Source organism: Butyrivibrio sp. WCD2001, from assembly GCF_000424485.1.
Taxonomy (GTDB): domain Bacteria; phylum Bacillota; class Clostridia; order Lachnospirales; family Lachnospiraceae; genus Butyrivibrio.
Map to the genome: position 1 here is coordinate 354,531 of NZ_AUJZ01000004.1, position 19,968 is coordinate 374,498.

The window sequence follows — 19,968 nt, forward strand, 5'->3', positions numbered from 1 at the left end:
AATTCTTAAGGATATTCTTCGCAATCAAGACATTTTTATTATTTTGTTACTCCTATTTTCCAAGATAAAGAGTAACAAACTGTTGGATTTAAATATTTTGCGAAATATCCATCCTTAAGAAGGCCATATTCAAAGCAAAAAGGGTAACAAATCATGGAAAACGAAGCATTTTGCGAAAAGGACTTTTTAAATCAAAGATATAATCTTGTATAATAAGATAAAAACTGAAATCCACAGGTACTTAGTAATGAAAAGAAATGTTGATATAAAAGAAATCTCAGACGGAAAAATCTATGACGCCGGTGATATGGCTAAGCTTGATGTCGGTGACTGCAAAGGCTGCCATGCCTGCTGCATCGGAATGGGTGATTCCATAACGCTGGATCCTTATGATGCGTATAGATTGGAAAAAGGGCTTGGGAAGTCTTTTGAGCAACTGCTTGCAGAAAATCTCGAGCTTCGAGTGGCTGATGGCATAATACTCCCTTGCCTTAAAATGGGAGAAAATGATGCGTGCTCTTTCCTGAATGCGGAAGGACGATGCAGTATACATCCGCACCGTCCCGGAATATGCAGACTTTTTCCACTTGGAAGAATATATGAAAATGAAACTCACAGGTATTTTCTTCAGGTGAATGAATGTAAAAAAGAGCGCCAGTCTAAAATCAAGATAAAAAAATGGATAGATACTCCGGAATTTTCAAAGTATGAAGCCTATATTGATAAGTGGCATTTCTTCATAAAAGGGATTGGCGACAGAGCTCCCGAAATGCCGGAAGAACAGTTAAAAGCCGTTAATATGGGACTTCTTAAAATTTTCTTCCTGACTGATTATGATACAGCTTCGGATTTCTATGAACAATTTGAGAAAAGACTGTCTGCATTAACCTGATAAAAAGAGTAGAATTTCAAAAAAGCATCTGTCTTTAGCAAAAAGCTAAGAACAGATGCTTTAATTTTACATTTAAACGAACAACTTCACATTTACGTAGCATCGCCCTTTTCTGGTGGTGCCACTCTGCCCCAGGTAAATAAACTTACCGTGGCCGCTGACTGAAACTCTTGAGCCTGCCTTGAGGTCGTAGCCACCACTGTAGGCTGTTCGCCCGTCTATGAAAACCGACTCACTTTCTATCAGCTTCTGCGCCTCGGCTCTTGAGAGATGATATACAAAAGCTACGATAGCGTCTGTTCTCTCCGAAGCCACGCTTCCGCTTATCTCCTCAAAAGCCGGTCTGATCTCACATTCGGAAGGATTGACCATCGTACATTTCACTGAGGTGTGTCTGATTCTGATCAGTTCCTTACAAATAAGCTCGCCGATTTCAGGTGTTGAAAAGACGTAGGCTTCTTTTTCTCCCGTAAGAATATCTCCTATCTGGTCCCTCTCGATACCAAGATTCATCAGTGATCCGAGATAGTCCCTATGAGTAAGATCGTCCGAAAACCTGTTATTTACCGGTGTTATGTGAATGCATTTCAGAACAGAGGGCTCTGCATTTTCTGCGGCCAGAAAGCTTTCTTCATCGAGATAGTCCGGAAGAAAACAAACCATCGCTCTCTCGGCATCCTCGAAGCCGCCGTATACCACATATTTTGATCCGCAATATTCATGCACATTTGCGGGCACGCCTTCCGAAGCAAATATACGGTAGACGCTGGCCAGCTCGGAGACCGATAAAAAATCTGTGTGGGTGAGAAAACTGTTCTGATATGCTTTTGTCGCGAGATCTTTAAGACGTCCTGCGAGGAAGTCTTTTGATTTTTCTTCCATACGGTTCCCCTCATCCGGCACTTCGTGCCACCTGTCTCCGCTCCGCTCCGGTCCGCGCAGAACCGACATCCCCCGGATGTCGTGCGCCCCAAAGGGGAAGGCTTAATTACATATAAATATTCATCTTCCCAAGGGGGAAGGCTTAATTACATATAAATATTCATCTTCCCAAGGGGAAGGCATAATTACATCTGAATAATTCCAAATACGTTTAAGATGGCGCTAATGAGGATAACGATTACAAAAACAGGGCAGAGGAACTTGATCATAAAGGAGAAGGTCTTCTTTCTCTTGAATGGATGTCCGTCCTGCTCTACTTCCTCCTCGATGCGCTCGATGCCTGCAAACTTTGTGATAAGGATGCAGGTTGCAAGTGCAGCTATCGGCATCATTACGGAATTGGTAATGAAGTCGAAGAAATCAAGGAACTGCATTTTTAATATTGTGACACCTGCAAGAGGGCCGTTACCGAGTGATGAAAGGCTTCCGAGAACAAGCATGATAAATGCCATAATTACGGTGCCCTTTTTACGGCTCCATTTAAACTCATCAGAGAAGGTTGAAACCGCACTCTCTGTAAGAGCAATTGCACTTGTTACAGCTGCAAAAAGAACGAGTGCAAAGAACAATATTCCGATGAGACGACCTACTCCCATGCTCGCAAAAATCTTAGGCATGGTGATAAACATAAGCGAAGGTCCCTTATTAAGGTGTTCCGGATCTCCGCCTGAAAAAGCAAAGACAGCGGGGATGATCATCAGGCTGGCAAGGATTGCGATAGCGGTGTCAAAGAATTCAACCTGTCTTGTGGACTCGTCGATGCTGACTTCCTTTTTAACATAGGATCCGAAAGTGATGAGGATACCCATAGCAATTGAAAGTGAGTAGAACATCTGGCCCATCGCGGTAACCACTGTCATAAGTGAAAACTGCGCAAAATTGGGAATGAACAGATATTTAACACCCTCTATTGCTCCCGGTCTTGTAACAGAATATGCGCAGATAATTACAGCAAGCACAACAAGAATAGGCATCACTATTTTGGATACTCTCTCTATTCCGTTACGAACTCCCATAAAAATTACGCCAAGTACCAGCACCGAGAAAACTATGAACCAGAATTCTGCCGATACTCCGTTGGAAATGAAATTAACAAAAAAATCATCACCTGCGATTTCAGCAGGACTTTTCACAAAGTATTCAAACAGATACTTGCATACCCAGCCACCGATAACCGAATAATAGGGAACGATCAGCATCGGAATGATAGCGTTGATCCAGCCACCGATATCCATCAGCTTGTTATGTCCCAAGGCTTCAAATGCACCAACGGGGCTCTTCTTCGTAGCTCTTCCTATGGCAGTCTCTGCCATGATCATGGTGTAACCAAAGGTCAGCGCCAGAATTACATATACGAGAAGGAAAATACCTCCACCAAATTTTGCACAAAGATATGGGAACCTCCATATATTTCCGAGTCCTACTGATGCGCCCGCAGCGGACAAAACAAAACCAACTTTACCTGAAAATGAACTCCTTTTCTTCAAAACAACCTCCAAAATAACAAAAAATCCCCTCATCCGTCAGCTACGCTGACACCTTCCCCCAGTGGGGGAAGGCTTATTAATTTCCGGATATCGTCACGTTCTTGACGAGAATGCTCGGCATAACCATATTTCCGTCGCAGAGCTGTTCTTTCGAAATCGCACGAATATTTTTAAGCATTTCAAAGAGATTAGCACTTATCATGGTCTCAATGACAGCTCCTTTTATTTCACCGTTTTCTACATAGAAAGCGTTCTTGGCAACACCGGACATTTCTCCATTTGCCCCCGGTGATCCGGCAGAAACAGAGCCCACAATAAGGCCTCTCTTAATGCTCTTCACCATATCTTCATAGGGTGTATCACCGGCATCAACCACCGTATTAAAGGATGAATTCGGCGCACGTTTTACGCCACACTTGTTTGCAGCATACAGACTTGCGGCAAAGCTTTTGAGAACACCTTTTTCAATAAGGTTATAGTCCTCTGACCTGAAACCATCAGATGTATGAACCTCTGTGACAAGAATTCTTTCATCCCACGGATTGAAGCGAACTGTTAGAAGCGGCGAAGCAACCTGCTCTCCGAGCTTATCAAGCCATACACTTGTCTTTGTAATAAGAGTATGGTCAACAACCGTATTGCCGATTATAGCACCAAGCATCTGAGATGCGCATCCGGGTGTGAGTATTACATCGCCTTCAAACTTATCGCTGATTTTCATAGGATTAAGTGAATTCTCTGCATCCTGCAGATCCTTCTCTATGCTTCCGAGAGTGATAAGTTTGCTGTCCAGATTATCGAACACTGCATATGAAACAGCAACACCTGTGGTGTTCTCACCATCATTTCCTGCGAACTCGGTAGCAATCATATAGTAACCGAAATCCACATCATCTTTTGTTCCGTTCGTATTTATGAAAATAGATTTCCCTCTGATATACTTTGCAAACATCTCGATAAGCATAATGTTCTTATGCTCTCTGGCAATATCATCGGAAAGCTCCTTTGTTCTCTCCATCAGTTTCTCAATGTCCGGAGTAAGTGCGCCTTTTGTAAACGAAGCAGGTTCAAGTCCAGGAGCAATGTCGAATGCCTCATCGGGGCTTCCGGCTTCAGCTGATGCGATTACTTCATCAATCGCCTTTTCAATGCTCTCCTTATCACACTTGTTGATACTTGTGGATGCCTTCTTATGGTCCTTGATTACCTTGATAGACACATTGTTATCAAACATGGTTCTGAAAAGTGTGAACTTTCCGTCTTTCATTGTGATCTCATTTGTCTCTGTCTCATAGATAGTGAAATCTGCTTTAAGGTCACCTTTAGTCTTTATGTAATCGGCAATTATATCCGACACTTCGTATAAGTTAGCCATTATCTACCTCCGATCGTTATTTTGCACTTAATTGCCGGTCCGCCGGTTGAAACAGGCATAGCCTGCTTTTTGCCGCAGGTTCCGCTCCACCAGATTACGGAATCGGATACCATATCAACGGTTTTCAGCATATCAAAAGCAACACCGGAAACAGTAGTATCAAGGATAGCTCTTCCAAGCTTTCCGTTTTTAATCTCATAGCCGCAGGTTATTCCGAACATGAACTCACCTGTAAGGTCAGCCTGTCCGTTACCGGTTCCCACGAGATAATAACCATCATCTACAGACGCAATCATGTCTTCAAGCTTATCTTTTCCGGGAAGAACAGTCGTATTTCTCATGCGGATAAGCGGCTCGTCAGAAAAGGTGTAACCCCTTGAATTACCGCAGGGCTCAACTCCATATTTAAGAGCGCTCTCACGATCATGCATATAGCCTGTAAGTATTCCGTCCTTAACAAGTACCGCATCCTTTGCAGGTACGCCTTCGTCGTCAAGATAAACCGGGAAGGGCGCGTCCACTCCAAAAGCTGTATGAGCGTAGTCAACAATGCTGACAAGCTCTGATGCCACCTGTTTTCCGAAATTCGGTCCGGCTACCGAACCGCCGTCAACAAGGTCTGCCTCAACAGTATGTCCCACAGCTTCATGTGCGATCATTCCTGCAACATCAGGATGAAGAATTACGGTTTTAACTCCGGCCTCGGCATAGACACCGTCAGCCTTTGCTTTAATATTCTTATATAAATCCTCAAGTCCTTCATATATAGGATTAAGATCTGCAAAATGCTCACCTGCATGGCCGCAGCCAAAGAACATTCTGAAAAGTTCAACCGGTTTTCCTTCTCTTGAATTCATGCTGAACTCGACCATTATCCTACATCTGGGATAAGCCACATGTCCGTCCGATGCATCGGAAGTAACGATTATCTTCTCCATCGTATCTTCCGTATAAATTACACTTCTGCTAAGCAGATCCGAGTAGGTCTTCTCGATGTATGCATCGATTTCCTTGCAGATGTCCACCAGTTTTTTCTGCTCATAATCAATTATCATTCTGGGTGATGTTATATGAGAACTGATAACTTCGGGATAAGCTTTCTTCTTTTCGGAATTAAACTTATCAAGATATTTTGCATTTTCAGTTGCAGCCTTAATGGTCTTTGCCGCAGCGTCCTTAGAATACTCCGCAGTAGATGCAAAGCCGTAAGCCCCGTTACAATATACTCTGGCACAGATTCCGCTCTCCTCTGAGCGTTCATTTGCCACAAGATTACCGTTTTGTATAACGATTTTTCTGTACCTGTTTTCCTGTCCTCTCAGAACAGTCTGAACCCCGGTCTCAAAGAGACTTTTTTGTCCCAATAAGATGTCTTCTAGCATATACTCTCCTCCGTTTTTTTGTTTTTCCCCCAAATTTGTGCCGCGTTTTTTACAGATTAAAAAATGCTAAACACAGCATTACTATTTTACTATTATAAAAGTAATCTGCATAGGAAAAAATGAACAAGACTCAAAGACTAATAACACCTTCATAAAAAAGTGCCATGCACAGTGGGTAAAATCCACCATGCATGGCTATTACAAGTAACAACAAATAATAAAATAATCCGGTCTTTGTTGTCATATCACCATAGTTTTATCTTGAACTGTGCAACGCTCCCTACTGCATCAATTCTGCAGGCACACTTCTTACCTTCTGCTTCTTCAGATAGCTGCGGCCATTCCTGAAGATAAATCTCCTGATCTTCGAAAAGCGGATGAATTACCACTTCGCCTTCAAAGCTCTCCTCCAGCTCAGTTTTTCCTTCAGAACCGATAAAGCGCTTTAAGCCTATCTCCCAGTCCTGTCCGGTGTAAAAACTGTCGGCGATCAGCTCTCCCTCGTGGAAAATATCGATGTCACTTTTTGAAAAGAGTTCTCCTCGATCTCCGGCATATTTTATATGAAGATAAACTTCATCAATCTCTTCGTCTATGCTGGTAACATTCAGCTGGTATGCCTTTTCGTCTTCTTTTATCTCAGCCTTTACCGGATTAAGCAGCGAATCCACATATCTGTAATCCGCAAAATCCATGCTGTCCACCATGTAGGTATCTGACACATTCTCTGCATCGTCATGGATAAATCCCGAAGGTGTCTCATCGAGATCCGGCCACACTCTGAAAGAAACAGTGTGCTCTTTTCCATCAGACGGAATCTCAGCATAAATCTCATAACCGTTCGGATTGCCGTTTTCAAGCACTCCGCTTCTTCTCCGGTTGCTTCCGATAATCCTGTCGACAACATCGTACTCGCAGATTACCAGGTGCTCGGCTCCTCGCTCATCGGTTATCTTAACTGCGTGCTCAGCCTCATAGCTACTTAAGGTCACGATTTTGATGCTTCCAAGGTCACCCTCTATCTCAGCTGTAGCTGAGTCTCTTTCATCCGCATAGAAAACGTATGCATTTTCTCTTCCTCTCTCATCATGAAGAATGCAAAGAGGAATCATGTTGGCCTTCTTCAGAACTGCATCAAAGCCAATCGGCATGTTAAAGGGATAGAAGAAATAATCACCGTTTTTCACATCCCGCTCTTCAAACTCAGCTATCACATTTCCGTTTTCATCATGAGCTTTCAATGTAATAGCGTCATGAGCTTCGAGCTCATATCTTCTTTGATAGTTGTTCACAAATAAAAATCCGCTCATCAGCTCTTCGCCGTTTATGTCCTTTTTCACAGCCCTTACAGCAGTTCTAAGGTCAGATGAGTTATCCGGCTTATCCGGGTTTCCGGGCTGCGGGATATATGGCATGTCGCAAAGTGCCTCTCCAAAATCCGCGGTAAACATGGAAAGTCTTCTGACCCTTCTGTAGGTCTCGGACATCTGCCCGTACTCTTTAATAGGAGCATTAAAATCATAGGACAAAACCGGAAGATCATTGGGATATCCTGTCTCCCTGCTCTCCTGAAGAGTAGTAAGTTTTCCCTCAGGATTCGTTCCGCCGTGGTACATATAATAGCCAAGAAGATTAGCACCACTGCCCATCTTCACCATGCTCATGGCCTCGGTATCAGTTCCGGTCGCTATGCATCTTCTGTGGTGAGTAACCTGAAGTCCGCCTCCGAGCTCAGCTGTAAGATAGGGGAATTTATCCATATCAAAAGTGATCCCGACACCAAGTCCGTGGTCGGACCCGATGTTGTGGTCGTTTCTTTCCTTGGTAAAAATGTAGTTGCCGCTTGGTTCGATTTCAGTGGTTCTCTGATCCCAGGGTGCTTCACAGTAGCCGCCCATAACAGGAAGCATGCCCCCTGTAACAGCGCCGCCCCAACCGGTTGCTGTATAAATCGGAACATCAAATCCAATTTCCACAGCCATGTCGCGAAGGGTTCGCATGTGCTTTTCACCCTCCTCGCCGCCAAAACCGCCGCAGTGTCCGTACTCATTTTCAATCTGCACTCCGATGATAGGACCGCCATCCTTCAGAAAAAATCCCTTTGCCTGCTCATAGATGTGCTCATAAAAATTTCTCGCATGCTCAAGATATTCAGGCGCATTGCTTCTAAGTTCGTATCCTTTTTCTTTAGCATCCTCAAGAAGCCAGTCCGGGAAACCACCATTTCTTGCTTCGCCGTGTGCCCAGGGTCCTATTCTAAGGATGCAGTTAAGTCCTACGTTTTTAACAGTGCCAAGGAATTTTCGGAGATTCCTGTCACCGCTAAAATCGAACTCACCGCGAATTTCCTCGTGATGAATCCATATTGTGTAGAGCGATACGATAGAGACACCGCCGCTCTTCATTTTGCAGAGTTCTTCCTCCCAATATCTGTTCCTGTATCTGGAAAAGTGCATTTCACCCATTACGGGATAGAAGCCCTTTCCGTCAAGGGTAAGTGACATGGTATTAAATGATAATTGTGAATCTTTTAATAGCATAATATTCTCCTAGGGTAAGGTAAAGAGAGCACTACTTCGTGCTCTCTTTCATTATTACTTCGTAGGTCTTGAGTTTCTGGTTCTCGACATTCTCGCCGTCGATAAGTCGCAGTAGCATTCTTGTTGCAACAGCGCCCAGGTTTCTGTCGTCAAAATTTAGTGACGTAACTGGAACCACAGAGTTTTCAAGCGTTGTACTGTTGTAGAAAGATGCGAGTCTAAGGTCCTCGGGTATTTTGATATTTGCTGTTCTGCAGATTCTTATCACATAAGCAGCAAGCATATCATCCATACAGATTACACCGTCGACCTTCTCGGCTGCCAGGCGCTTTACTATCTCAGTCATCTTCTGTTCATTTCCCTGATCAAGGAAAACCAGCGACTCATCAAGCTTTTTCCCTGTCTGTGCAAAGGCTGCTGCAAACCCTTCATATCTCTTCTTCGTGATCACAAGATTTCTTGATCCTCCGAGGAGAGCAAGTTTAGTGTGCCCTTTTCCTATCATAATCGAGGTGAGCTCCTTGCATGCATCAAAGTGATCGTTATCAACCGTGATGATTCTCTCATTCGGTGATTCACCTATTGCAACGAAAGGAACACCGCTTTTTAGCAAGTATTCTGCGGGCTTGTCATAGATCAGAGTTCTCGTCAGAACAACACCGTCAACCTTGCGATTTTCAATAATTCTCTTAAGGCTGCTCATGTCATCGCCGCTGACCACTGACACGATAATATCATATCCGTGTCCGCTGGTCACTTCACTCATTCCGACAAGACACTTCTGAAAAAACGAAAGATCCACAAGAGAATAATCCCCCGGCCAGACTACAGCAATACTGAAGGTTCGGCTCTCAGCAAGGCTCTTTGCTACGACATTCGGTCTGAAATTATTTTGATCAATGTATTCAAGAATGCGGGTCCTTGTAGCTTCACCTATACGCCCTTTTCCCGAAATAGCCCTGGAAACGGTGGTTTTGGAAACTCCAAGGGCAGCCGCTACATCCTCTAAGGTTGTTTTTTTTGCATTATTCATAGTCATATGTTCTTGCCATTTTTCATAAGAAAGTTCTGCTTAACCTTTAACAGCACCGCCGGTTACACCTTCAACATAGTATTTCTGAAGAAACATAAACAGAAGTAATACAGGGATTGCAATAAGTACTCCGCCTGCGCAGAATCTTGTGAAATATCCCTGATAGTCGTTGGTCCAAACCCATCTTGTCATAGCTACCGCAACGTTGTAACTGGTGTCATGACCGAAAGCAACATAGGATGCAAATACGTAATCACACCAGGGAGCCATGAATGCAACCAGCGCGGTGTAGATAATGATTGGCTTTGACATAGGAATAATCATTGTAAAGAATATTCTTGCTCTTGTAGCACCGTCAATTCTTGCAGCCTCATCAAGAGCTTTCGGAATTGTGTCAAAGTAACCTTTACATACGTAGTAACCCATACCTGAGCTGGCAACAGAAACAAGGATAAGTCCGGGTACCGCACCTGCCTGAGTAAGTCCGAACTGCTTCAAAAGGAAGTACAGACAGATCATTGTGAGGAATCCCGGAAACATTCCCAGAATCAGCCAGAAGCGCATGAGCAGTGTTCTGCCCTTAAATCTCATTCTTGAGAGCGCATAGCTTACGCAGAGGATGATTATCGTCTGAAAAATAGTGACACAAACAGCTATGATAAGTGTGTTTGCATACCATTTTACAAAGTTAGTCTCCCCTGAGAACAGGAATCTGTAGTTATCCAGTGAAAAAGTATGAGGCACCAGATAATCAACCATTCCGCCGTACTCGTTCGAATAGGATCTGAAACTCTGAAGCACCAGTCCCACAAAGGGGAACAGCCAGATAATACTTATTAAAATAAGAACGATATATCCGATAACGTTACTTACGGTTCTTTTTGTTTTATATGATTTCATCACTGGAAGCCCTCCTCATCTCTTACTGACGGAAGCATGTTGTAAACCACAAGGGAGACAACTGCAGTAACAATAAATACTACGATTCCGAGAACAGCTGCCATCTTATAGTTGGTATCCGTAACCGTCATCTTATAGAGCCAGGTTACCAGAAGGTCTGTATTACCTGCTCTCTCAGCAAGATTCATGGACTGCGGTTTTCCCTGAGTAAGAAGGTAGATGACGTTGAAGTTATTGAGGTTACCTGTGTACTGTGTAAGAAGGAAAGGTCCTGTTACAAACAGCATGTAGGGAAGTGTGATACTTCTGAACATCTGCCATCCGTTGGCACCGTCGATCTTCGCACTCTCATACAGATCCTCAGGAATATTCATCAAAAGTCCCGTAGCTATAAGCATCATGTACGGAATACCTATCCAGATATTAACCACAATAATTGTAATTCTGGCGAGCATGGGATCCGTCCAGAACGGGATGTAGGATTGTATAAATCCCCACTTCTTCAGATAACCGTTGATAAGACCATCGTTCGCGAACATTTTCATGACATACAAAAGTGATACAAACTGAGGTACCGCAATTGTCATGACAAGAATTGTTCTCCAGAGCTTTTTAAATTTTATGCCCTTTTTATTAATCAAAATTGCAACAGCAAGTCCAAGGAAGTAATCAATGAACGTTGCAAGAAAAGCCCATATAAGTGTCCAAAGAAGAACCTGTACGAATGTGGGGCCAAGTCCGTTCTTTGAAAATGAAACAAGGTTTTTAAAGTTCTCCAGTCCCACCCAGGTGAAAAGATTGGTAGGTGACTGGTGATTTTTATCATAGTTGGTGAAGGCTACCAGAATCATGAAAACAATAGGCAGCACAGTGAATACAAACACACCCGTTACCGGAAGTGCCAGAAGTGTTTTATCAAAATTCTTATCAAGTAAGGAACGAAGGGCATCGCCGTTGGTGGGAAGTTTTTTCCCTGACTTAAGTGCCAGCTCTTCCTTACGATTTTCCTTAATATTGATGTACCAGATTGTAATCAGAGCGATTATAGCGAAAACACAGAGTATTCCAAACAGCAGAATAAGAAAGCTGTTGTCGCCATAAACCGTCTTTCTCTTAACTTTTTTGGTGGCGATTGTACCAAGAGTTGTTATCTTGGACAGATATTGCCATCCGAATCCAAACATAAACCAGAAGAAAAGCACTTCACACAGAAGAAGCGCAATTCCTATAACAAATTGTCCTCTTAAAATAGGACCAAGTCCGAGAATTATAAATGAGAGCTTTGTCTTTATATCTCCCTGTGCAAATGTTACTCCGATCTCCTTAAAGCCATTCCCGATAGCCTCAAAGAACAAAGACGCTCCGCTTTTTTTCTTATTATTCGCGTCTCCTCCCATACCTTCGGCCTCCTTATCTATAGAACAAACTAGTCTTCCCAAATCCTAAGACAGGCTCGGAAACAATAGTGATTCCGAGCCTGAAGTTAGGATCTTATATCAGTTTTATGAAAAATTACTGAGCATAGCCTTCACATGTTGCCTGGAAATCCTCAAGAGCCTTCATGAAGTCATCGTCAGAAGAATCCTTTGTGATCTCACCGGAGATAACTGAATCACCGAGTGATGTAGCAAGTGACCAATACTCGCCGGGATACTGTCCCTGAGGAATTGTGTACTGCAGCTGTTCTGCAAGAGCTGAAAGTGCTTCGTCTGCCTTAACCTCATCAGACTGCTGAGCATTGAGGTTTGAAGGGCCCCAACCTACTGCATTGTATCTTGCAAGCTGAACGTCTTCGCTTGAAAGAAATGCTGCAAGAGCATCACATACTGCAAGCTTGTTGTCGTCCTGCTGAGGCTTAACACCAAGGAGCTTGAAGCCACCGAAACCGCTCATCTGATAGCTCTTGCCATCAGCGCCTTCAAATGTAGGAAGCTTAGCGCATGCATAGTTGTCGCCGAAAAGATCCTTAACTGTTCCTGCATCCCATGTACCATCGATGATAGCACCAACGTTTGTAGCCTCACCTGCTGCTGATCCATTCTGGAAGGACTTGGAAGAAGCAAGCTCTGCGATCTCCTTAAGTGCAACAACACCTGCATCGGAAGCGTATGTAGAATTACATTTTGTAAAGTTACCTTCATCATCTGTATCGTATGTAAGCTCAGCACCTGCACCGAAGAAGAATGCTGTCTGATACCATCCGGAGTTGATCTCGCAGTAGAAGTTCTTGCCAGCTGCTTCACAATCAGCAACGATGCCTTCAAGTGTGGAAGGATCGCTTACAACGCTCTTATCATAGTAAAGGAAATAACCATTGTCAGATGTAATAGGATATGCATAAAGTGTGCCACCTACTGTAGCTGCTGAAACAGCACCGGCATCGTTCTCAGCCTTTACTGCCTCTGCATTGCTCTCCTCAACCTCTTCAAGAGCACCTGCAGTAACAAGTCTTGCGATCTGATCCTGAGCAAATGCATAAACATCGGCACCTGCCTCAACGTCTGTGATCATGTTACCTGCTGCATCGCCTTCACCTACAGGCTCAACTGTAAATGTGTAGCCTGAGAATTCAGGATGCTCGCTCTGGAAAGTTGCGATCTGCTCATTTGTGAAATCAACTACGTTATCAGCAACCCATACCTTGATCTCGCCTGTGCCGTAGTCTGTGTCGTCTGCTGCTTCCTCGACTGCATCCGCAACATCCTCTGCAACGTCCTCTGCTGCATCTGCAACATCTCCTGCAGCTTCCTCAACCGCATCTGCTGTTTCCGTGGCTGCATCTTCAACACTCTGTGCTGTGTCTGCTGCTGAATCCGCACCGCTGCCGCCGCATCCTGCAAGCATTGTAGCAGCAACTGCTGTAGACAACATAACTGATACCAATTTCTTTTTCATTTCTTCTCCTCCATTTACCGAAACTATGGTTTTGGTTTCTATTGCGCAACAATATGCGCAATCGGTTGTTCTGAAAGTAATTGTAATCCTGTATATTGTTGTGGTCAATGGGGATTTTTTAACAAACGTAAAACGTTTTCCTTATACAATTTGCACAATCGATTATTAAGTCGTGGTTTTAGGGTGCGCGCTTTGCGCAACCGCTAAACCATTGATAAGTATTAGCTTTATGTCCTCTTTTAGTTTACGGATGAAGCTTGTACAGAAGTGCCATTTTACCCCTAAAATCCTGGCTTTTCGTTCCCTCTGTTTTGCAAAAACCGCATAAAATAAGGGCGAAAACGCTTTCTAAAAGTGTTTTCGTCCGTATTTTTCCTAAACAAATTATCCTTATATCAAATATTTTGATCTTATCTCAAAATCTTATTCTGCATGACTTCGGGATCCTGCGCGTACTGAATCGCCTTGTCTCTTGAAATCTTTCCGGCTCTGCACAGATCAATGATGGCTTCATCCATAGTGACCATGCCAAGCTTTCTGTTTGTCTGCATAATAGTGATGAGCTGGTGTGTTTTTCCTTCTCGAATCATGTTTCTTACCGCAGAATTGACGTGCATGACTTCGAAAGCTGCTACCCTCGCCTCCTCATCGATTGTTGGTATAAGCTGCTGCGAGATAACAGCTTCAAGAACGTTCGCCAGCTGAATTCTGATCTGTTGCTGCTGATGCGGAGGAAATACATCAATAATTCTGTCCACTGTGCTTGCGGCACCGATCGTGTGAAGCGTTGATAAAACAAGGTGGCCTGTCTCCGCTGCGGTAATCGCAGTGCTTATGGTCTCAAGATCACGCATCTCTCCCACAAGGATAACATCGGGGTCCTCGCGCAGGGCTGCGCGCAGCGCATTCGCATAATTGTCACTGTCCAGTCCAACCTCGCGCTGGTTTACAATGGATTTATCATGGTGATACAGAAATTCAATAGGGTCCTCCAGGGTAATGATATGCGCTTCCCTGTTGCTGTTTATCATATCGATTATGGAGGCAAGCGTTGTGGATTTTCCTGATCCCGTGGGACCTGTTACAAGCACAAGGCCTCTCTGCCTCTGATACAGATTAATGACAGATGAGGGGATACCCAAAGTTTCCGCATCCGGAATTGTCGTCTCAACAAGGCGGATTGCCATGGCAATTGAGCCTCTTTGTTTAAAAACGTTTAGCCTGAAACGCCCCAGTCCCATAATTGAAAAGGACATATCGTGCTGTCCGTTTGCTTCCAGAAGCTCCTTTTGCTTTACGCTCATGATGGTATCTGCTATTTCCCTGGTATCATCCGGCAGCATTTTGTTATAGCCCTCCAGCGCGATGAGCTTGCCGTTCACACGCATCTTGGGCGGAATGCCAACCGTAATATGCACATCAGATGCACCATGTTCCTTTGCTGTTTTCAGAATATCATCAATCCTTGACATGACATTTCCTCCTATCTTTATCTTGTAGATGTGAGAAGTAAAAGTCAACGAACATAGAATGAAATAAAGCTAAAATTTAGATGAATTTTTGTAACTTTAGGATTTTCCTCTTGCAAAAAGGTCTCGTTTGTATATAATTGTCTTTGCGCGTAAACGCGCTTATTTTTTCCACACGGAGTTTCTCCGTATTTTCCTGTATTTGATTTCGAAGAGATCCTTTGATGCGCTATTTTTGCGCCCGAAAGGAGTTTTTTATGTTCAGTACAGTAATTTCAGGTGCGGTAAAAGGGATTATGCCGTATCTGATGCAGGTAGAGGTTGACACCTCTGACGGCATTCCCATGTTCAATATGGTGGGCTTCATGAGCAGCGATGTCAGGGAGGCTGCAGAGAGAGTCAAAGTCGCCTTGAAAAATGCTGGCTATCCGCTTCCTCCCATGAGGATTACGGTCAACCTCTCTCCCGCTGATATCAGAAAGTCCGGTATCGCCGTGGATTTGCCGGTGGCAGTGGGTATCCTTTCAGCAGTCGGCGAGATTCAGGCAGATGCGCTCGAAGATACAATTGTCATCGGCGAGCTCGGACTAGACGGCGAGGTAAAGGCGGTCAGCGGAATTCTTCCGATGGTGACTCACGCCTATTCCTGCGGTTTTAAAACATGTATCCTGCCTGCGGACAATGCCCGTGAGGGAGCGGTTGTTCAGGGAATGAAGGTAATTGGTGTAAGCTCCCTTTCCGAAGTTGTGGCATATCTCAAAACCGATAAAGAAGAACGAAATTCGCTGATCATGCCCACATTAGTCGATGTCGATGCGCTTTTCAAAAATGCAGAATGCCGTGATGACTATCTAAAGGGCATGGATTTTGCAGAGATCAACGGTCAATCCGCGGTTAAGAGAGCTGTGGAAATTGCGACTGCAGGATATCACCATATTCTTCTGATAGGCCCTCCGGGTTCGGGAAAAAGCATGGTGGCAAAGAGAATTCCTTCCATCATGCCTCCTCTTTCGAGGGACGAAGCGCTGGAAGTATCATCAATTTACAGTGTTGCAGGAATGCTGAAAAAGGGCGAAACTCTTATAACCCGACGCCCCTTCATGAGTCCGCATCACTCGATAACCGAGTCTGCCCTTGCCGGAGGTGGATTATATCCTCATCCCGGCGTTATTTCTCTCTCCCACAGAGGTGTAATGTTTCTTGATGAAATGGCAGAATTTAAACGCAATACCTTGAATCTCTTAAGGCAGCCTCTCGAGGATCGCGAGGTTCATATAGCACGAAGCGGTGGCAACTTTTCCTATCCTGCCGATCTGCTTCTGGTTGGTGCGATGAATCCCTGCCCCTGCGGTTATTACCCGGATCTCAACAAATGTAAATGCTCGGAGTCAGAGATACGCAAGTATCTGGGCAGAATATCGGGTCCTATACTGGATCGAATCGACATCAGCATAGAAGCCGCCAAAGTGGATGTCAGCGAGCTAAGTCACGGAACCACTTGCAACGAAACAAGTGCAGAGATAAGAAAACGTGTGATGAGAACTGTCGAGATACAAAGAAAAAGATTTGCGAACGAAGGTATACGTTTCAATTCTGAGATGAGTCCAAAGCAGATTCAAAAATACTGCAAGCTCGGAACAAAGGAACAGCGCCTCATGGAGCAGATTTTCAACACAATGGATCTCTCCGCCCGCGCATATCACAAGGTTCTGCGAGTAGCGCGTACAATTGCGGATCTTGAGTGCTCTGAAAATATCGAGGCCCGGCATCTGACAGAAGCTGCCTGCTACAGAATGATGGATTCAAAATATTTCAGCAAAAGAGTTTCAGAAAGGAGCGTGTCATGATAACAGATAATGCTTACGCATATATGCTCCATAATGTTCCAGGGCTTGGAAATAAGACTCTTATGAAGCTTCTTCAGGAATTTGGAAGTTGTAAGAATATCTTTGAAGCCGATGAAAGTCTGCTAAAGAAAATCATGACTGTGAAGCAGTTCAAGGTCTTCGCCTTAAAAAAGAAGCAGTGGAATCTTGAAGCTGAATATGAGCATCTATACAATACCGGAATCGACTTTTATCACTATGGATCAGCAGGCTATCCGATACGACTTCTTGATATCCCGGATCCGCCCTTTGCCCTATACTGCGTCGGCAAGCTTCCTGATGAGAGGAGGCCTTCCGTGTCGATTATAGGTGCGAGAAACAGTTCCGAATACGGAAAATTTGCCGCCAAACTTTTCGGCGAAAAGCTGGCGTCCATGGGAATCCAGATAATAAGCGGCATGGCTCGTGGCATCGACGGCATATCTCAGCAGGCAGCTGTATATGCCGGAGGAGACTCCTACGGAGTTCTGGGCTGCGGCGTAGATATCTGTTATCCCGAGGAAAACCGAAGTCTCTATGATGAACTGCTATCCTCCGGAGGGGTAATATCAGAATATCTTCCGGGAACGCAGCCAAAGCCGCAGTTTTTCCCGCCAAGAAACAGGATAATAAGTGGCTTGTCCGATGTTGTCCTTGTGATAGAGGCAAGAGAAAAAAGCGGCACACTTATCACTGTTGATATGGCCCTTGAACAGGGCCGTGAGGTATTCGCACTCCCCGGAAGGATCTGCGACAGCCTGAGCTACGGATGTAATTCACTGATCAGACAAGGTGCAAATATCGCATCAAGTCCGGAAGATATCGTGGATTATCTGAAGCGAAATCTTGGGAAGAATGTTTGCAAAAAGTCTGCTGCACTTGGCGGTAATTCTTCATCCGATAAAAATGATTTCATAAATGACTCATCCACATTTGGGCTCAATAAAACACAGGAATGCATTTTTAATTCACTGGATTTTTATCCCCAGACCACATCCGTTATTTTTGAAAAACTGTTGTCAAGTGGAATTGAAATATCGGTCGCTCAAGTCATGAACTGCCTGGTGGAATTATGCATTATGGGTATCGTATCCCAGACCGGGACCGGGTTTTATAGGCGGGGTTAATCTCTGCCTACCTCCTCCCTTACCACTTCAGTTCTTACATCATGAGGATTAGTGAATGATTTTTGAATCAAGACATATAAAATTTCCCCCTCTCCAGCAAAATTATAGCTGAAAAGGGGGACGTAAAATCTACGGATTATGAATAGATTGATGCATAATTCGTACTTGACAATATTAATTTTCCGTGATTTTCACGAATACTACTATCCAAATCAAAAATATCTACGCATTATGCCATAAGCATACGGAACATTTCGATTACCTGCTCCTTGGTTGCCTCACGAGGATTGCCAGGATAGCAAGCATCGTTAAGAGCATCTGTTGCAAGTGTATCGAGATCTTCTTCCTTGATCTTATCAAGAGTCTTCGGAATACCAACATCCTCAGAAAGCTTCTTAACTGCGGCAATTGCAGCATCTCTGTACTCTTCCTGGCTCATGTTATCTACGCCCTCAACACCCATTGCTCTTGCAACCTCGCGAAGTCTCTCGCCGGTGTGCTCGCGGTTGAACTCCATGGAGATAGGAAGGAACATAGCGCAGGCAACACCATGAGGAGTATCATAGTGAGCTGAAAGTGTATGAGCCATAGCGTGGTCAATTCCAAGGCCTACGTTGGAGAAGCCCATTCCTGCGATGTACTGACCAAGTGCCATTCCCTCACGGCCTTCCTTGGTATTTTCAACAGCGCCGCGAAGATTCTTGGAGATAAGTCTGATAGCCTCGAGATGGAACATGTCTGTCATCTCCCAGGCTGCTCTTGTTGTATAACCTTCGATTGCATGTGTAAGCGCATCCATACCTGTTGCTGCTGTAAGTCCCTTGGGCATCGAGCTCATCATCTCGGGATCAACGATAGCAACGATGGGCATATCGTGTGTATCAACACATACGAACTTTCTCTCTTTTTCAACATCCGTGATAACGTAGTTGATAGTTACCTCTGCAGCTGTTCCTGCTGTTGTGGGAATTGCAATGATCGGAACGCAAGGGTTCTTTGTGGGTGCAATACCTTCAAGTGAACGAACATCAGCAAACTCAGGGTTTGTGATGATTATACCGATGGCCTTGGAGGTATCCATTGAAGATCCGCCACCAACAGCAACAATGCAGTCAGCACCTGACTTTTTGAAGGCTTCAACGCCGTTCTTTACGTTCTCAATTGTGGGATTGGGTTTGATATCGGAATATATCTCGTAAGGAATCTTAGCTCCGTCGAGAAGATCTGTAACCTTTGATGTTACCCCGAACTTTATAAGATCGGGATCAGAAGCCACGAATGCTTTTTTGAATCCGTTGTTGTTAATCTCGTTAACTACTTCTGCGATGGCACCTGCTCCATGATAGGATGTGCCGTTTAATGAAATTCTGTTTGCCATTATAAATGCCTCCCATAAAAAATTATTATTTTGCCTGCGTTACACAGACATTACCTACCACTTAAAACCTTAGCATTTATGGGATACAAATATAAGTTACACTTTTGATATTTTGTTCCATGATATTCCAAGCTCGGAAAAGAGTTTTGCAATCGGAGCCGGCATGGCGTCTATCATCAGATCAGCAAGTTCTGACTCTGATTCCTTCATGCCTTTAAGCACCCACTGAACTGTCATATAAATTGAGGCCTGACAGTACATTTCCAGAAGCTTTCGTGTTTTCTTATCCGGAAGCTTCCCTGTCTTTTCCCTTATGAGTCTGCAGTAAAACTCATAAATCATGATAAAGTCATGTTCCTTGAGGTTGTTTTGCTCATCAAAGCGAAAGGCTGCAGAAAAGAATACTCTCTCAGCCTTTATGTACTTGAATTTCTTTATAAGTCCCTCTTTCAGATTTTCCTTACTGCCCATTTCTTTAAAGGACTGCTCAAGGAGTCTGTCGAAGTACCAGTTTATGAGGTCGTACTTATCTATAAAGTTGCGGTAGAACGTCTGCCTTGAAACACCACAGATATCCACAATTTGTTTTACCGTAATATTCTCAACAGAGGTTGTTTTCATGCACTCCTTAATTGCCTCTGCAAGCCTGTATTTACTGTCGTTGTTCATGATAATTTGCGTTC

General features: G+C 44.0%; 15 protein-coding genes. 3 read left to right on the plus strand and 12 right to left on the minus strand.

Translation table 11 applies throughout. The features are described from left to right. Positions 1-247: 247 nt before the first annotated feature. Positions 248-892 carry a YkgJ family cysteine cluster protein gene (locus G630_RS0104735; RefSeq protein ID WP_022760735.1) on the plus strand — a complete coding sequence of 215 codons (645 nt, stop codon included), beginning with the start codon at positions 248-250 and terminating at the stop codon, positions 890-892. A gap of 72 nt (positions 893-964) precedes the next feature. Here G630_RS0104735 and G630_RS0104740 read toward each other — a convergent pair whose 3' ends face one another. The 10 genes from G630_RS0104740 to G630_RS0104785 all read right to left on the minus strand — a co-directional run bounded on the left by G630_RS0104740 (position 965) and on the right by G630_RS0104785 (position 14,918). Next, positions 965-1,774 carry a YlmH/Sll1252 family protein gene (locus G630_RS0104740; protein WP_044958682.1) on the minus strand — a complete coding sequence of 270 codons (810 nt, stop codon included), beginning with the start codon at positions 1,772-1,774 and terminating at the stop codon, positions 965-967. Between the two features lie 185 nt (positions 1,775-1,959). Beyond that, positions 1,960-3,354, minus strand: a complete 1,395-nt coding sequence (locus G630_RS0104745; RefSeq protein WP_044958685.1) for a sodium-dependent transporter — start codon at positions 3,352-3,354, stop codon at positions 1,960-1,962. A gap of 43 nt (positions 3,355-3,397) precedes the next feature. Further along, positions 3,398-4,696, minus strand: coding sequence for a TldD/PmbA family protein (locus tag G630_RS23365; RefSeq protein WP_049946092.1), 1,299 nt, complete (start codon positions 4,694-4,696; stop codon positions 3,398-3,400). Next, on the minus strand, positions 4,696-6,078 hold the full coding sequence (locus tag G630_RS0104755) for a TldD/PmbA family protein (RefSeq protein WP_026497911.1): 1,383 nt from the start codon (positions 6,076-6,078) through the stop codon (positions 4,696-4,698). The genes G630_RS23365 and G630_RS0104755 overlap by 1 nt, the downstream gene beginning before the upstream one ends. 245 nt (positions 6,079-6,323) lie before the next feature. Continuing rightward, complete coding sequence (locus G630_RS0104760) at positions 6,324-8,618, minus strand: beta-galactosidase (protein ID WP_044958686.1); 2,295 nt, start codon at positions 8,616-8,618, stop codon at positions 6,324-6,326. A gap of 31 nt (positions 8,619-8,649) precedes the next feature. Beyond that, on the minus strand, positions 8,650-9,651 hold the full coding sequence (locus G630_RS0104765) for a LacI family DNA-binding transcriptional regulator (protein WP_242829904.1): 1,002 nt from the start codon (positions 9,649-9,651) through the stop codon (positions 8,650-8,652). A gap of 39 nt (positions 9,652-9,690) precedes the next feature. Continuing rightward, on the minus strand, positions 9,691-10,551 hold the full coding sequence (locus G630_RS0104770; RefSeq protein WP_022760742.1) for a sugar ABC transporter permease: 861 nt from the start codon (positions 10,549-10,551) through the stop codon (positions 9,691-9,693). After that, positions 10,551-11,948 (minus strand): carbohydrate ABC transporter permease, encoded by a 1,398-nt coding sequence (locus tag G630_RS0104775; RefSeq protein WP_022760743.1) that lies wholly within the window; start codon positions 11,946-11,948, stop codon positions 10,551-10,553. Before G630_RS0104775 ends, G630_RS0104770 begins: the two co-directional genes overlap by 1 nt. A gap of 115 nt (positions 11,949-12,063) precedes the next feature. Then, positions 12,064-13,446: an extracellular solute-binding protein gene (locus G630_RS0104780; RefSeq protein ID WP_026497915.1), complete on the minus strand. Its 1,383-nt coding sequence runs from the start codon at positions 13,444-13,446 to the stop codon at positions 12,064-12,066. Positions 13,447-13,856: 410 nt separating this feature from the next. Next, a complete protein-coding gene (locus G630_RS0104785) occupies positions 13,857-14,918 on the minus strand; it encodes a type IV pilus twitching motility protein PilT (protein WP_022760745.1) in 1,062 nt (353 codons plus the stop codon). A 254-nt stretch (positions 14,919-15,172) separates the two neighbouring features. On the opposite strand from G630_RS0104785, the gene G630_RS0104790 reads away from it, so the two are divergent. Next, positions 15,173-16,762, plus strand: a complete 1,590-nt coding sequence (locus G630_RS0104790) for a YifB family Mg chelatase-like AAA ATPase (protein WP_026497916.1) — start codon at positions 15,173-15,175, stop codon at positions 16,760-16,762. Continuing rightward, positions 16,759-17,907 (plus strand): DNA-processing protein DprA, encoded by a 1,149-nt coding sequence (dprA, locus tag G630_RS0104795; protein WP_049946093.1) that lies wholly within the window; start codon positions 16,759-16,761, stop codon positions 17,905-17,907. The genes G630_RS0104790 and dprA overlap by 4 nt, the downstream gene beginning before the upstream one ends. Positions 17,908-18,136: 229 nt before the next feature. Here dprA and fucO read toward each other — a convergent pair whose 3' ends face one another. Both fucO and G630_RS0104805 read right to left on the minus strand, forming a co-directional pair. Further along, entirely contained in the window at positions 18,137-19,285 is a 1,149-nt protein-coding gene (gene fucO, locus G630_RS0104800; protein ID WP_026497918.1) for a lactaldehyde reductase, read from the minus strand. A gap of 96 nt (positions 19,286-19,381) precedes the next feature. Beyond that, entirely contained in the window at positions 19,382-19,954 is a 573-nt protein-coding gene (locus tag G630_RS0104805) for a TetR/AcrR family transcriptional regulator C-terminal domain-containing protein (protein ID WP_026497919.1), read from the minus strand. Positions 19,955-19,968 lie beyond the last annotated feature (14 nt).